This window comes from Actinophytocola sp. KF-1 (assembly GCF_054661535.1).
This window is the reverse complement of sequence record NZ_BAAFVK010000011.1, coordinates 211,433-226,264: the sequence shown is the minus strand read 5'-3', so window position 1 is coordinate 226,264 and position 14,832 is coordinate 211,433. Positions and strand designations below refer to the sequence as shown.

Below are 14,832 nucleotides of genomic sequence, written 5' to 3'. Positions count from 1 at the left end.
GGCCCGGTAATGGGCGAAACCTACCGCTACCGGATATGAAGTTCATCCAGATCGACCACCGACAAGGTCTCAATGAGGTCACGCGTACCCTCGGTCACTGAGATGAGCACTCGCACCTACCAGGTACGCACGTTCGGTTGCCAGATGAACGTGCACGACTCCGAGCGGCTGGCCGGCCTGCTCGAAGACGCTGGTTACGCGCCGGCCGGGGACGACGGCGTGCCCGATGTCGTCGTGCTGAACACGTGCGCCGTTCGCGAGAACGCCGACAACAAGTTGTACGGCAACCTCGGCCACCTGCGGCCGGCCAAGATCGCGAATCCCGGCATGCAGATCGCCGTCGGCGGCTGCCTCGCGCAGAAGGACCGCGGCGACATCGTCAAGAAGGCGCCGTGGGTGGACGTCGTGTTCGGCACCCACAACATCGGCGCGCTGCCGGTGCTGCTGGAGCGGGCGCGGCACAACGCCGAGGCCCAGGTGGAGATCCTGGAGTCGCTCGAGACGTTCCCGTCGACGCTGCCCGCCCGCCGCGACTCCGCGCACTCCGGGTGGGTGTCGGTGTCGGTCGGTTGCAACAACACCTGCACTTTTTGCATCGTGCCGTCGCTGCGCGGCAAGGAGAAGGACCGCCGTCCGGGTGACGTGCTGGCCGAGGTGCAGGCGCTGGTCGCGGAGGGCGTCCTCGAGGTCACCCTGCTGGGGCAGAACGTCAACTCCTACGGTGTCGAGTTCGGCGACCGGTACGCGTTCGGCAAGCTGCTGCGGGCGTGCGGGGAGATCGAGGGCCTCGAGCGCGTGCGGTTCACCTCGCCGCACCCGAAGGACTTCACCTCCGACGTCATCGCCGCGATGGCCGAGACGCCCAACGTGTGCCACCAGCTGCACATGCCGCTGCAGTCCGGTTCGGACCGGGTGCTGAAGGCGATGCGCCGGTCCTACCGCCAGGCCCGGTACCTGTCGATCATCGACGAGGTGCGTGCCGCGATGCCGGACGCCGCCATCACGACCGACATCATCATCGGCTTCCCCGGCGAGACCGAGGAGGACTTCCAGGAGACGCTGAACGTGGTGCGGGCCGCGAAGTTCTCGTCGGCTTTCACGTTCCAGTACTCCAAGCGGCCCGGCACGCCGGCCGCGTCGCTGCCGGACCAGCTGCCGAAGGAGGTGGTCCAGGACCGCTTCGACCGGCTCATCGCCGTGCAGGAGGAGGTGTCCTGGGCCGCGAACAAGGCGCTCGTGGGGCAGCGGGTCGAGGTGCTGGTGTCCACCGGCGAGGGCCGCAAGGACGCCGACACCCGGCGCATGTCCGGCCGCGCCCGCGACGGCAGGCTGGTGCACTTCGCGCCCGGCGACGCCGCGGTCCGGCCCGGTGACGTGGTGGAGACCGTGATCACCTACGGCGCGCCGCACCACCTGGTGGCCGACGGGCCGCTGGTGTCACACCGGCGCACCCGTGCGGGTGACAACTTCGAGGAGGGCGTGCGGCCCCGCACGTCCGGGGTCGGGCTGGGCCTGCCGTCGTTCGGCCCGCCCGCGGCAACGAACGAACCGGTGGGTGGATGCGCAGTCCGATGACCGAGTCCGACGACCAGATGCGCGAGGAGATCGACGAGGTCGGTCGCCGCGCCGCGCGGACGGTCGAGCTGGGCGGCCGCGCGGTCGTGATCGCGGTGGCCGTCTTCGTCCTGCTGGTCGGCCTCGTCCTGCCGTGGATGAACGGGGCGTCGGGCCTCGAGGTGCTGATCGGTCAGGAGACCGGCAAGGCGTCGATGGTCCCGCGCCTGTTCGCGGCGACGGCGGTGCTGTTCGGTGTGCTCACGTCGGCGCTGGCACTGACCACCCGCCGCTGGTTCTTCGCGTGGGTCGGCGCGGCGGGCGGCTGGTTCGCGTCCGTGGACGGCGTCCTGGCCATCTGGTCCCGCCAGTCCTCCGGCACCGACCTGGGCATCGGCCTGATCATCGCGGAGATCGCCATGGTGGCCATCGCCATCCAGTGGTTCCGCACAGCAGCCTCCCGCACCTAACCCCCGCGAGTCCCGCTCTCAAACACCGCGAGTCGCGCTCTCAGGCATACCGAGTTGTCAGTTTCGTGCAGGTCCGCCCACGGCGGATGTGCACGAAACGTACAACTCGATGTGCGCGAGAGCGCGACTCGCGGGGTCCGGGGTCAGCGGGTGGCTACCGCGGCTTCTGCTGCTGCCAGCCACTCGCGCCACTGGGCGGCCTGCGCTTCGGCCTGTTCGGCGCGGCGCTTGTCGCCCGCGGCGCGGGCCTTGGCGGCCTGGGCCTCGAACTGCTCGACCCGCTCGCGGAACTGCGCGGCCCGCGCCTCCGCCTCGGGGTCGGTCCGCCGCCACTGGGCGTCCGCCGCCTGCCGGACCTTCTCCTCGACCGCGCGCAGACGGCCCTCCAGCTCGCGGATCCGGTCGCGGGGGACCTTGCCGATCTCCTCCCACCGCTCCTGGATCCGGTGCAGGTGCGCGCGGGCGGCGTCGAGGTCGGCGGCGGGGTTGATCTTCTCCGCCTCGACCAGCAGCGCCTCCTTGCGCTTGCCGTTCTCCACCAGCTCGGCGTCGCGCTCGTCGAACACCGCCGACCGCCGCGAGAAGAACTTGTCCTGCGCCGCGCGGAACTGCTGCCACAGCGCGTCGTCGGCCTCCTTCGGCGCGCGGCCCGCTGCCTTCCACTCGGTCATCAGCTCGCGGTAGGCCGCCGCGGTGCCGCCCCAGTCGTCGGAGTCGGACAGCTCCTCGGCCTGCTTCACCAGCTCCTGCTTGCGCTCCTTGGCCGACGCGCGCTGCCGGTCCAGCTCCGCGAAGTGCGACCCGCGCCTGCGGTTGAACGTGTCGCGCGCCTTCGAGAAGCGCTTCCACAGCGTGTCGTCGGTCTTGCGGTCGACGCCCTTGATCGTCTTCCACTCGTCGAGGATCGCGCGGAGCCGGTCGCCCGCGGCCTTCCACTGCGTGGACGACTCGGCGATCTTCTCGACCTCCTCGACCAGCGCCTGCTTGCGGGCGACCGCGGCCTGCCGGGCCTCGTCGCGCGCGTGCTTGACCGACTCGACGGCCTCCTGCGCCTTCGCCAGCACGTAGTCGACCCGGGCGTTCAACGCGGCCAGGTCACCGACCAGCGCCGCGTCCTTCAGGCTGTCCTTGATGTGCTTGGCGCTGGTCAGGCTGTGCTTGGGGTCGCCGGAGCCCGCCTTCAGCCGTGCCTCGAGCAGCTCCACCTCGGTGCGCACGTCGTCGAACCGGCGCGCGTAGTGCGCGAGGCCCTCCGCGGGCTCACCCGCCTGCCACGACCCGATCGCGCGTTCGCCGTCCTCGGTCTTGACGTACACCGTGCCGTCGGCGTCCACCCGGCCCCACTTCTCCGGGTGCGCCGACGCGGCGGCGACCGTCGGCGCCGAGGGAGCGGGTGCGGAGGGCGCTGGTGCGGCAGGCGCCGCGGCCGGCTCCTCGGTACTCGTGGTGGCGCTCGCCTCAGCGCTGATGTCCCTGTCCGTCATGGCCCGTTCCTCCCGCTCACGTGCCCGCTGACGGTCCTCCCGTCGCGGACGCCCCGCTCGCGCGGGGCCTGGCAGTGTTCGGTGCCGGACGCGTCGAATCGCACAGCACCCGCGCGCATTCAAACAGGTCACGCCGCGCCTCGGTACTCCACGGCCGACACCGGTGGCCACGGACAGCGCAGTGTGACGTCGTGAGCCCGGAGAGTTCACGTTCCCCACCTGGTGGGTAGCCTCGGATCCCGTGATCGTCCGCGCCGCCGTCCTCCCGCACCCGCCGCTGCTCGTGCCGGAGCTCGTCGTCGGCACCGACGCCGACGTGACCGCGGTGCGGGCCGCCTGCCTGGCGGTCGCGACCCGCCTGACCAGCGCCGCACCGCACTGGCTCGCGGTCGGCGCCGGTCCGGCCGCGGTGCTCGGGCCCGGTGCGGTGGGCACGTTCGCCGGTTTCGGCGTCGACGTCACGGCCCGCATGAGCGACGCGGCCACCGGCCCGCCGGACCCCGCGATGCCACTGTCCGCGCTGGTCACGGCCTGGCTGCGGGCACAGGTGGGCGCGCAGGACGTCACCATGCACCTCGTGCCGGCCGACCTGTCCCCGGACGACTGCCACGCGCTGGGCGAACAACTCGCCGCGACCCCGGAACCGGTCGGTCTCCTGATCGCCGGCGACGGCTCCCACCGCCACGGCGACCGCGCCCCCGGCAGGCCCGACGACCGGGCGGGGCCGTTCGACGACGCCGTCCACGACGCGCTCGCGAACGCGGACGCGAAAGCGCTCATGGCGCTCGACCCCGTCCTCGCGGACGAGCTGGGCGCCGAGGGCCGCGCGCCGTGGCAGGTCCTCGCCGGTGCGCTCGCCCACGGCGAGTGGACCTCGGACGCGCGGATGACGATCCCGTTCGGGGTCGCGTACCACTTCGCGGTGCTGGACCCCGTCCGATGAGGCCGATCGCGATCGTCGGTCCCACGGCGACCGGCAAGTCCGCCCTCGCCGTCGCGCTCGCCCTGGAGCTGGGCGGGGAGGTGGTCAACGCCGACGCCATGCAGCTCTACCGCGGCATGGACATCGGCACGGCGAAGGTCACCGAGGAGGAGCGCAAGGGCGTCCCGCACCACCTGCTCGACGTCCTCGACGTCACGGAGACCGCGTCCGTCGCCGCCTACCAGCGCGACGCCCGCGCGATCGTCGAGGAGCTCCTCGACGCAGGCCGCGTCCCGATCCTCACCGGCGGCTCCGGCCTCTACGTGCGCGCCGTCCTCGACGACCTGGACTTCCCCGGCACCGACCCGGACATCCGCGCCCGCCTCGAACAGGAGCTGACCGAGACCGGCGCGCAGCGCCTGCACGACCGGCTGGCGGAGCTCGACCCGGTCGCCGCGGCCGCGATCCTGCCCAGCAACGGCCGCCGCGTCGTCCGCGCACTGGAGGTCATCGAGCTGACCGGCCGCCCGTTCTCCGCGACCATGCCGCGGCCCGGCCCCGCCCGCTACGACACGCTGCAGCTCGGCCTCGACCTCGCCACCGCCGACCTGGACCACCGCGTCGACCGCCGGGTGGACCTGATGTTCGCGCACGGTCTCGTCGACGAGGTGCTGGAGCTGGAGAAACAGGGGTTGCGCATCGGGCGCACGGCGTCCAGGGCGCTGGGCTACCAGCAGGTGCTCGACCAGCTCGACGCCGACCACGACATGGCGGCCGCCGCCGCGGCGACCGCCCAGGCGACCCGCCGGTTCGTCCGCCGCCAGCGTTCGTGGTTCCGCCGCGACCAGCGCATCGAATGGCTGGACGCCGCCGACCCGAACCTGGTGGGCACCGCGCTGGCCCGGTGTCTAGCCTGATGACGTGGGCATTCCGTTCCTGAAGGGGCACGGCACCGAGAACGACTTCGTGCTGCTGCCCGACCCCGGCGCCACGCTCGACCTGACCGCGGCGCGCGTCCGCGTGCTCTGCGACCGCCGCGCGGGCATCGGCGCCGACGGCGTGCTGCGGGTGGTGCCCGCCAAGGCGGTCGACGACCGGCCCTCCGACGTGCCCGACGACCTGTGGTTCATGGACTACCGCAACGGCGACGGCTCGATCGCCGAGATGTGCGGCAACGGCGTGCGCGTGTTCGCGCGCTACCTCGTCGACGCGGGCCTGGTGCGCGAGCGCGAGTTCGCCATCGGCACCCGCGCCGGGGTTCGCGCGGTGACCGTCGGCGAGCAGGTCACCGTCGGCATGGGCCGGGCGCGGGTGACCGGGTCGTCGCTGGCCACGGTGGGTGGCGCGTCGGTCGCGGGGGTCGCCGTGAACGTCGGCAACCCGCACCTGGTGTGCGTGCTGGAGGACGTCGACAAGCTCGCGTCACTGGACCTGAGCGTGCCGCCCGTGTACGACCCGGACGTGTTCCCGGACGGGGTGAACGTCGAGTTCGTGGTCGTCGAGGCCCCGGACCGGCTGCGCATGCGGGTCCACGAACGGGGGGTCGGCGAAACCCGTTCGTGTGGCACCGGCACGGTCGCGGCCGTCACCGGGGTGCTGTACGGACGCGGTGAGCACAGCGGCGCGGCCACCGTCGACGTCCCCGGCGGGCGGGTGCGGGTGACCGTCGACCCCGAGCAGTCGACCCTGTCCGGACCAGCGGTTTTCGTGGCCCGCGGCGAGCTGGACCGGGTTTGGTGGGACGCCGTCGGGGAATAACCCGGTCGATCCGGGCGCTGAAACATGGGACCATTCATGGGACAGCGAAACCGGGAAGACGGAGGCGTTCACCACGTGACAGAGAATCTCAATCATCAGCAAGCCGAAGACGACGGGTTGACTGACCTGGCTGAGCTCTCTGCAGGTGAACTCGAGCTCTCCGACCGCGCCGCGCTGCGGCGGGTCGCCGGACTGTCGACCGAACTCTCGGACATCACCGAGGTCGAGTACCGGCAGCTGCGGCTGGAACGGGTCATCCTCGTCGGCGTGTGGACCGAGGGCAGTGCCGCTCAGTCCGACGCGTCGCTCGCGGAGCTCGCCCGGCTCGCGGAGACCGCCGGTTCCGAGGTCCTCGAAGGTCTCGTGCAGCGGCGTGACCGGCCGGACCCGGCCACCTACATCGGCTCCGGCAAGGTCCAGGAGCTGTCCGGGGTGGTCGCGTCGACCGGCGCCGACACCGTGATCTGCGACGGTGAGCTCTCGCCGTCCCAGCTGCGCCAGCTGGAGGCGAAGCTCAAGGTCAAGGTCATCGACCGCACCGCGCTGATCCTGGACATCTTCGCGCAGCACGCGCGGTCCAGGGAGGGCAAGGCGCAGGTCGAGCTGGCCCAGCTGCAGTACTTCCTGCCACGCCTGCGTGGCTGGGGTGACACGCTGTCCCGCCAGGCCGGTGGCCGTGCAGGCGGCGGCAACGGCGGTGTGGGTCTGCGCGGTCCCGGTGAGACCAAGCTCGAGACCGACCGGCGGCGCATCCGGCACAAGATCTCCAAGCTGCGCAAGGAGATCGCCGCGATGGGCACCGTGCGGGACACCATGCGGAGCCAGCGGCGGGCCAACCTCGTGCCGAGCGTCGCGATCGCCGGGTACACCAACGCGGGCAAGTCGAGCCTGCTCAACGCGCTGACCGGCGCGGGCGCACTGGTGGAGGACGCGCTGTTCGCCACCCTGGACGCCACCACGCGCCGGACCACCACCCCGGAGGGGCACGTCTACACGCTGACCGACACCGTCGGGTTCGTGCGGCACCTGCCGCACCAGCTGGTCGAGGCGTTCCGCTCCACGCTCGACGAGGTGGCCGACGCCGACCTCATCCTGCACGTGGTGGACGGCTCCGACCCGAACCCGGAGTGGCAGGTCGAGGCCGTGCGCGAGGTGCTCGGCGAGATCTCCGACCGGCGCGACGAGGCGCTGCCGACCGAGCTGGTCGTGGTCAACAAGACCGACGCCATGGACGAGCTGTCGCGCACCAGGCTGCGGCACCTGCTGCCCGGCGCGGTGTTCGTGTCCGCGCACTCCGGGGCCGGCATCCCGGAGCTGCGGGAGCGGGTCGCCGAGCTGCTGCCGCGGCCGCACATCGAGGTCGACGTGCTCGTGCCGTACACGCGGGGCGAGCTCGTGGCCCGCGTGCACCGCGAGGGTGAGGTGCTCGCCGAGCGCCACACCGAGCACGGCACCGAGCTGTCCGCCAAGGTCAAGCCCGATCTGGCGGGTGCGCTCGAGAGCTACCTGGTGAACGGCACTTCCGCCTGACGGGAACCCCCTGGGCCGCTACCGTGGATCTCGTCCACAGGCTCAGGGGAGGTGCCGGTGCGGTCGGCTGCGCTCGCGTTCCTGGTGCCGCTGGGGTTGCTGACGGCGACTCCGGCGGCACTGGCACAGGTGCCCGCGCCCGCCGTGGCGTGCACGGTCACCGATCCCGAACTGGGTGAGCTGTCCGGCCTCGCGGCCGACGACGACCACTGGTACGCGACCAACGACGGCGGCGCGGCCGCCACCGTGTTCGTGCTCGGCAAGGACTGCCAGGTCCAGGACGTGGTCACGGGTCCGACCGACCCGTACGACGTCGAGGACATGGCCCGCGCGGCGGACGGCACGTTCTGGCTGTCCGACACCGGCGACAACGACGCCGACCGCGAGACCGTCGCGCTCATCTCCCTCTCGCCCGCGGGCGAGTCGACGCTGTACCGGCTCACGTACCCCGACGGCAAGCACGACGCGGAAGCGCTGCTGCTGGCGCCCGACGGCACCCCGTTCATCGTCACGAAGAGCCCGCTCGGCACCGCGGACGTCTACCGTCCCGCCGCGCCGCTCACCTCACCCGGCCCGACGCCGCTGCGGCACGTGCTGGCGGTGCGGCTCAGCAGCACGGACACCCCGGGTGGCCCGGTGCCGGGCATCGTCGGTTCGGTGACCGTGACCGGCGCGGCCACCAGCCCCGACGGCACGGCGATCGCGCTGCGGACCTACACCGACGCGTACCTGTTCCCGATGAAGGACGGCGACGTCGTGGGCGCGCTGTCCGCGAAGCCGGTGCGGATCCCGCTGCCGGACGAGGCGCAGGGCGAGGCGATCGCGTTCCAGCCGGACGGGTCGCTGCTCTCGGCGTCGGAGGGGGTCGGCGAACCGGTGCGCGTGGTGGCGGGCGCGGCGCGGCTGGTGGCGCCGAAACCGCCGCCGGGAAAGCCGGAACCGGCGGCGGCGTCGAACGTCTCGGAATCGCCACCGGCCAAGGAGGGGCTGCCGGCAATACCGGCGGCCACTGTGACGGTAGTCGTGGTCGCCGTTGTGTATTTGCTGTTCCGCTGGACTCGGCGGCGTAAGTCGTATTGACGAAAAACCCGCGGCGATCGTGCGGGAGGCTACTGCCACGATCGCCGCGGGTTCGTGCTTTTCGTTCGTCGGCGTGCGGCGCGCCGACGACCATTTCTCTTTCTAGAGCCTGCGCAGGACGGCGACGACCTTGCCGAGAATGGTGGCGTCGTCACCGGGAATGGGTTCGTACGCCTCGTTGTGCGGCATCAGCCACACGTGCCCGTCCTTGCGCTTGAACGTCTTGACCGTCGCCTCGCCCTCGATCATGGCGGCGACGATCTCCCCGTTGTCGGCGGTGGGCTGCTGGCGCACCACCACCCAGTCCCCGTCGGTGATCGCGGCGTCGACCATCGAGTCACCGGCGACCTTCAACAGGAACAGCGAGCCCTCGCCGACGATCTCCTTGGGCAGCGGGAACACGTCCTCGACGGCCTCTTCGGCGAGGATGGGCCCACCAGCGGCGATGCGGCCGAGCACGGGGACGTACGCGGCGGTCGGCGTGGCGATCGCGACCTCGGCGGCGGCCTCGTCGGCCGGGGCCGCCTCGGCCGCGGCGGCACGCACGGTGGCCGGGTCGACGTCCGCAGGCAGCACCCCGATCGCGCGCGGCCGGTTCGGGTCCCGCCGCAGGTAGCCCTTCTGCTCCAGCGCCCGCAGCTGGTAGGCCACCGACGAGGTGGAGGTCAGCCCGACCGCCTCGCCGATCTCGCGGACGCTCGGCGGGTAACCGAACCGCTCCACCCACGTGCGGATGACGTCGAGCACCTCCCGCTGGCGGACGGGCAGCCCCTCACCGTCGGCCTGGTCCACGTCGGGGAAACTGCGTAGGTTGCCCCGCAACGGCTTCCGCTTCGGGACGCCCTTCGGTATTCCTCCTGGTTTGCGTGGCACTGCATGCCTCCCTGCGCGCCGGGTGCCCACGTGGCGCCCGGAATGTTCGTGTGCGTCCTCGACGTTATCCGTAGGCCACCTGGAGATCAAACACCTGTTCGACGACACGCCGGGCGGGTCTCGTTTTTTGTCGGTGCCCCGTGGTACAAAATCGCACGAAGGTTCGATCGAACGACTGTTCGAGCTTCGCGCAGGTGTTCGAGAGTGGTCAGGAGACGGTCATGAGTGTGGCGGCGCACAGGTCAGAGGTGGAAGCGCAGGTCCCGGCTCCGCGTGCGGAGCGGTCGGCGCCCGTGCGCGTCGTCCGGCGCGTGCCCGCGCACCGGCCGCCGACCCGCCGGCGGGCGCCCGCGGCCGGTGCGCCCCGGGTGGTCGCGTCGTGCGCGCCGCGCAGGCCCCGGCTGTCGGCCGTCTGGGTGCTGGCGGTGGCCTCGGTGGCGGCCGCCGCCGTCTACGGCCTGGGTGCCCTGTCGAGTGCCGTCGCGCCGTCCGTCCCGTCGGAGACGACGGTCGTCCGGGTCAAGCCGGGGGAGAACCTGTGGGAGCTGGCCGGGCGCGTCGCCCCCGGCTCGGACGCGTCGGCGGTCGTCGACCGGATCCGGGAGCTGAACGGCGTCGACGGGGCCGTGCAGCCCGGGCAGCCGTTGACCGTTCCCGTCGAGAAGTGAGTTCCCGCCTCGGTCCGTAGTCGCTGACCGGCGCTGAGTCGCGTCGCCCTGTCGCTGTCCCCGGTGAGCCCGCCTTCTTCGCGGCTCGATCGCCGCCTGCCTGTTCCCGTGCCCGGCGTCCTCTAGCGCACGGGCCTTCCCGGTGTGGCCGGTACCCCTCGTCGGCGTGCGCCTCCCGCTGTGGCACCCTCCCGAGCCACGTGCCCCGTCGACACGATCCGTTCGCGGGCGTCTCCCTGTGGTGTCACCCTCCCGGTGACTCGCGCGGGTCCGGTCGCTACCCGCGGTGGCATCCCTGGCGGCATGTCCCCGGACCGCGTGTCGCGCGTCGTGTCGACTTGCATCATGTGGCGTCTAGGCATACCGTCGACCCCAACATCTAGTAGTTACAACGCTGTAGTTAGTCCACAGGTTGGGGTGGACTTGCCCACAGGTTGTCCACATGTCGATCACCAGACGGGGGTGTCCCATGCGTTGTCCGTTCTGCCGGCACTCGGACTCCCGGGTCGTCGACTCACGTGAGGTGGACGACGGGCAGGTCATCCGGCGCAGGCGGTCCTGCGCGAAGTGCAGCCGGCGGTTCACCACCGTCGAGGAGGCCGTCCTCGCGGTCGTGAAGCGGTCGGGGGTCACCGAGCCGTTCAGCCGCGAGAAGGTCGTCAACGGGGTGCGGCGCGCCTGCCAGGGCCGCCCGGTCGACGAGGACGCCCTGCAGCAGATGGCGCAGAAGGTCGAGGAGTCGATCCGGTCGACCGGCGCCGCCGAGGTGCCGAGCAACGAGGTCGGGCTGGCGATCCTCGGCCCGCTCCGGGAGCTCGACGAGGTCGCTTACCTGCGCTTCGCCAGCGTCTACCGAAGTTTTTCGTCCATTGAGGACTTCGAGAAGGAGATCGCCGGGCTGCGGCGTGCGGTCGAGCCCGGCGAGAGAAGCGAATGAGTAGAAGCCGTACACGACGGCGTTACGGGGTTGGCAAACGGTCACGGCGGACGGTGGGTCCGTACACGGGAGCGAGCGTGCCCACACCACAACGTGCGAGTAACGAGGGAGAGGTCATGACGGAGACGGTGGGGACCGACAAGGAGGCCGCGACACCGCAGCGGCTGACCGTGCGGCGGGTGTACACGACCGAGGGCGTGCACCCGTACGACGAGGTCACGTGGGAGCACCGCGACGTGGTGATGACCAACTGGCGTGACGGCACGGTCAACTTCGAGCAGCGGGGCGTCGAGTTCCCCGAGTTCTGGTCGGTCAACGCCACGAACATCGTCACCAGCAAGTACTTCCGCGGCGCGGTCGGCACCCCGCAGCGGGAGCACTCCCTCCGCCAGCTCATCGACCGGGTCGTGAAGACCTACGTGGACGCCGGCATCGAGCACGGCTACTTCGCCACGCAGGACGACGCCACGATCTTCGAGCACGAGCTGGTCTGGATGCTGCTGCACCAGGTGTTCAGCTTCAACTCGCCGGTCTGGTTCAACGTGGGCACGTCCTCGCCGCAGCAGGTGTCCGCCTGCTTCATCCTCGCCGTCGACGACACCATGGACTCGATCCTGAACTGGTACCGCGAGGAAGGCCTGATCTTCAAGGGCGGTTCCGGCGCGGGCCTCAACCTCTCCCGCATCCGCTCCTCCAAGGAGCTGCTGTCCTCCGGCGGCACCGCCTCCGGCCCGGTCTCCTTCATGCGTGGCGCCGACGCGTCCGCGGGCACCATCAAGTCCGGTGGCGCCACCCGCCGCGCCGCGAAGATGGTCGTGCTCGACGTCGACCACCCGGACGTCGAGGAGTTCATCGAGACCAAGGCCAAGGAAGAGCAGAAGATCCGCGTCCTGCGCGACGCGGGCTTCGACATGGACCTCGGCGGCGCCGACATCACGTCGGTGCAGTACCAGAACGCCAACAACTCGATCCGCGTGTCCGACGAGTTCATGCACGCGGTCGAGTCGGGCGGCCAGTTCGGCCTGCGTTCCCGCACGACCGGTGAGGTCATCGAGGAGGTCGACGGCAAGTCGCTCTTCCGCAAGATGGCGCAGGCCGCGTGGGAGTGCGCCGACCCGGGCATCCAGTACGACAGCACGATCAACGACTGGCACACGTGCCCCGAGTCGGGCCGCATCACCGCGTCGAACCCGTGCAGCGAGTACATGCACCTGGACAACTCCAGCTGCAACCTGGCGTCGCTGAACCTGATGAAGTTCCTGCGCGAGGACGGCACGTTCGACGCGGAGCTGTTCGCCAAGTCGGTCGAGCTGATCATCACCGCGATGGACATCTCGATCTGCTTCGCGGACTTCCCGACCGAGCCGATCGCCGACACCACGCGCAAGTTCCGCCAGCTGGGCATCGGCTACGCCAACCTGGGCGCGCTGCTGATGGCGACCGGTCACGCGTACGACTCCGAGGGCGGCCGCGCCCTGGCGGCGAGCATCACGTCGCTGATGACCGGCACCGCCTACCGCCGCTCGGCTGAGCTGGCCGGCGTGGTCGGCGCGTACGACGGCTACGCCCGCAACGCCGAGGCGCACCAGAAGGTCATGCGCAAGCACGCCGCGGCGAACGACCTGATCCGCACCTACCACCACAACGACGCGACCGTGCAGCGGCTCGCGACGCAGGAGTGGCAGCGCGGCATGCAGATCGGCGCCGCCAACGGGTGGCGCAACGCGCAGGCCTCGGTGCTGGCGCCCACCGGCACCATCGGCCTGATGATGGACTGCGACACCACCGGCATCGAGCCGGACCTGGCGCTCGTGAAGTTCAAGAAGCTGGTCGGCGGCGGCTCCATGCAGATCGTCAACCAGACCGTGCCGCGTGCGCTGAAGGCCCTGGGCTACCAGGACGAGCAGATCGAGGCGATCGTCGAGTACGTCGCCGAGCACGGCCACGTCATCGACGCCCCGGGCCTGCGCAAGGAGCACTACGAGGTGTTCGACTGCGCCATGGGCGAGCGCTCCATCGCGCCCATGGGTCACGTCCGCATGATGGCCGCGGTCCAGCCGTTCATCTCGGGCGCCATCTCGAAGACGGTGAACATGCCGGAGGCGGCGACCGTCGAGGACGTCGAGGAGATCTACTTCCAGGGCTGGAAGCTGGGCCTCAAGGCGCTGGCCATCTACCGCGACAACTGCAAGGTCGGCCAGCCGCTGTCCGCGGGCAAGGGCGCCAAGGCGGACGCCGAGCCGGAAAAGGTCGTCGAGTACCGCCCGGTCCGCAAGCGCCTGCCGAAGAAGCGCCCGTCCCAGACGGTGTCCTTCACCGTCGGCGGCGCCGAGGGCTACCTGCACGCGGGCAGCTACCCCGACGACGGCCTCGGCGAGATCTTCGTCAAGCTGGGCAAGCAGGGCTCCACGCTCGCCGGCGTCATGGACGCGTTCTCCATGTCCATTTCCGTCGGTCTCCAGTACGGCATCCCGCTGGAGTTCTACGTCTCGAAGTTCCAGAACCTCCGCTTCGAGCCGGCCGGCATGACCGACGACCCGGACGTCCGCATCGCCACCAGCGTGCTGGACTACCTGTTCCGCAGGCTCGCGCTGGACTACCTGCCGTACGAGAAGCGTGCCCAGCTGGGCATCTTCACGGCGGACGAGCGCTCGGCCCAGCTGAACAACGACTACGCCCCGTCGGGTGACGTCGACATCGAGGGCATGCGCAGCACGGTCGAAGCCAGCCCGGCCCGTCCGGCCGTGGCGGCCGCCAAGCCGGAGGTCAAGGAGGCCCACAGCTCCACCGAGCTGCTGGAACTCCACCTCGGCAAGGCCGCCGACGCACCACTCTGCATGACGTGCGGCACGAAGATGCGCCCCGCGGGCTCGTGCTACGTCTGCGAAGGCTGCGGCTCGACGTCCGGCTGCAGCTGACCTGACGACCGGGACGGGGGAGTCGCCATCCGGCGGCTCCCCCGTTTCGTGCGTCTGGTGCACTGTCCGCGTGATCGTCTGGGAACGCGACCTGCACCAGGCCGGTCGCGCCACGGCGGTCGCGACCACGCCCGGTCACGTCGTCGTGCACGAACGCCGCACCCGGCTCGTCAGCCTCGACCCGGACGACGGCGCGGTCCGGTGGGACGTGCCGGCGGGCACCTGGCCACGTGACCTGGTGCTCGCGGGCTCCTACTGCCTGGTGCTGCCGCAGACCCCGTCCGACCTGCTGTGCCTCGACGTCCACACCGGAACGTTGGTGTGGCGCGCTGAGCTGGCCCCGTTCAGCGGCAACGTCGTCGTCACGGGGGACACCGTGCTGGTGGGCGGCTGGCGTGGCTACACCCCGATTCGTGCGTTCGACCTCACAACGGGTACGCCCCGGCCGGTCCCCGCTGGGCCGCTCGCCCGGGAACTGGCGCCGGGCGTCGCGGTGAGCCACGACTTCATCCGCCGCCTCCGCAGACGGGTGCACGCCTGCCACCGCCTGGCCCCGAACCGGCTGCTGGTCCTCACGAAGGGCACGGTGCTGGTCGCCGAGGGGTGACACGACGCCCGCGATCAGAACCTTGTTCTAG

General features: G+C 71.1%; 13 protein-coding genes. 11 read left to right on the top strand and 2 right to left on the bottom strand.

All coding sequences use genetic code 11. The annotated features are described in order from the left end of the window. Nucleotides 1-102 precede the first annotated feature (102 nt). Entirely contained in the window at nucleotides 103-1,575 is a 1,473-nt protein-coding gene (miaB, locus tag ACYQ77_RS31025; protein WP_459717379.1) for a tRNA (N6-isopentenyl adenosine(37)-C2)-methylthiotransferase MiaB, read from the top strand. Beyond that, nucleotides 1,572-2,024: an Rv2732c family membrane protein gene (locus tag ACYQ77_RS31020; RefSeq protein WP_459717378.1), complete on the top strand. Its 453-nt coding sequence runs from the start codon at nucleotides 1,572-1,574 to the stop codon at nucleotides 2,022-2,024. The genes miaB and ACYQ77_RS31020 overlap by 4 nt, the downstream gene beginning before the upstream one ends. A gap of 143 nt (nucleotides 2,025-2,167) precedes the next feature. Here ACYQ77_RS31020 and ACYQ77_RS31015 read toward each other — a convergent pair whose 3' ends face one another. Beyond that, nucleotides 2,168-3,508, bottom strand: a complete 1,341-nt coding sequence (locus tag ACYQ77_RS31015; RefSeq protein ID WP_459717376.1) for a DUF349 domain-containing protein — start codon at nucleotides 3,506-3,508, stop codon at nucleotides 2,168-2,170. Between the two features lie 241 nt (nucleotides 3,509-3,749). Between ACYQ77_RS31015 and ACYQ77_RS31010 the strand changes: the two genes are divergently transcribed. From ACYQ77_RS31010 to ACYQ77_RS30990, 5 genes are all read left to right on the top strand, one after another. Beyond that, nucleotides 3,750-4,451, top strand: a complete 702-nt coding sequence (locus ACYQ77_RS31010) for a class III extradiol dioxygenase subunit B-like domain-containing protein (RefSeq protein WP_459717374.1) — start codon at nucleotides 3,750-3,752, stop codon at nucleotides 4,449-4,451. Then, entirely contained in the window at nucleotides 4,448-5,347 is a 900-nt protein-coding gene (gene miaA / locus ACYQ77_RS31005; RefSeq protein ID WP_459717373.1) for a tRNA (adenosine(37)-N6)-dimethylallyltransferase MiaA, read from the top strand. Before ACYQ77_RS31010 ends, miaA begins: the two co-directional genes overlap by 4 nt. A gap of 4 nt (nucleotides 5,348-5,351) precedes the next feature. Beyond that, nucleotides 5,352-6,188, top strand: coding sequence for a diaminopimelate epimerase (gene dapF, locus ACYQ77_RS31000; protein ID WP_459717371.1), 837 nt, complete (start codon nucleotides 5,352-5,354; stop codon nucleotides 6,186-6,188). Nucleotides 6,189-6,263: 75 nt separating this feature from the next. Next, nucleotides 6,264-7,718 carry a GTPase HflX gene (hflX, locus tag ACYQ77_RS30995; RefSeq protein ID WP_459717370.1) on the top strand — a complete coding sequence of 485 codons (1,455 nt, stop codon included), beginning with the start codon at nucleotides 6,264-6,266 and terminating at the stop codon, nucleotides 7,716-7,718. Nucleotides 7,719-7,775: 57 nt separating this feature from the next. After that, on the top strand, nucleotides 7,776-8,798 hold the full coding sequence (locus tag ACYQ77_RS30990; protein WP_459717368.1) for a hypothetical protein: 1,023 nt from the start codon (nucleotides 7,776-7,778) through the stop codon (nucleotides 8,796-8,798). 102 nt (nucleotides 8,799-8,900) lie between these two features. Here the strand turns inward: ACYQ77_RS30990 and lexA are convergent, their stop codons facing one another. Further along, on the bottom strand, nucleotides 8,901-9,590 hold the full coding sequence (gene lexA / locus ACYQ77_RS30985) for a transcriptional repressor LexA (protein ID WP_459717366.1): 690 nt from the start codon (nucleotides 9,588-9,590) through the stop codon (nucleotides 8,901-8,903). Nucleotides 9,591-9,892: 302 nt separating this feature from the next. Here lexA and ACYQ77_RS30980 point away from each other — a divergent pair, with 302 nt between their 5' ends. From ACYQ77_RS30980 to ACYQ77_RS30965, 4 genes are all read left to right on the top strand, one after another. Then, the gene (locus ACYQ77_RS30980) at nucleotides 9,893-10,339 is read left to right on the top strand and encodes a LysM peptidoglycan-binding domain-containing protein (protein WP_459717364.1); all 447 of its coding nucleotides are present in this window, start codon (nucleotides 9,893-9,895) and stop codon (nucleotides 10,337-10,339) included. Nucleotides 10,340-10,808: 469 nt separating this feature from the next. Next, complete coding sequence (gene nrdR / locus ACYQ77_RS30975) at nucleotides 10,809-11,276, top strand: transcriptional regulator NrdR (RefSeq protein ID WP_459717362.1); 468 nt, start codon at nucleotides 10,809-10,811, stop codon at nucleotides 11,274-11,276. Nucleotides 11,277-11,392: 116 nt separating this feature from the next. Beyond that, the gene (locus ACYQ77_RS30970) at nucleotides 11,393-14,194 is read left to right on the top strand and encodes a vitamin B12-dependent ribonucleotide reductase (RefSeq protein WP_459717361.1); all 2,802 of its coding nucleotides are present in this window, start codon (nucleotides 11,393-11,395) and stop codon (nucleotides 14,192-14,194) included. A gap of 70 nt (nucleotides 14,195-14,264) precedes the next feature. Beyond that, a complete protein-coding gene (locus tag ACYQ77_RS30965; RefSeq protein WP_459717359.1) occupies nucleotides 14,265-14,801 on the top strand; it encodes a PQQ-binding-like beta-propeller repeat protein in 537 nt (178 codons plus the stop codon). The last annotated feature ends 31 nt before the right edge of the window (nucleotides 14,802-14,832 follow it).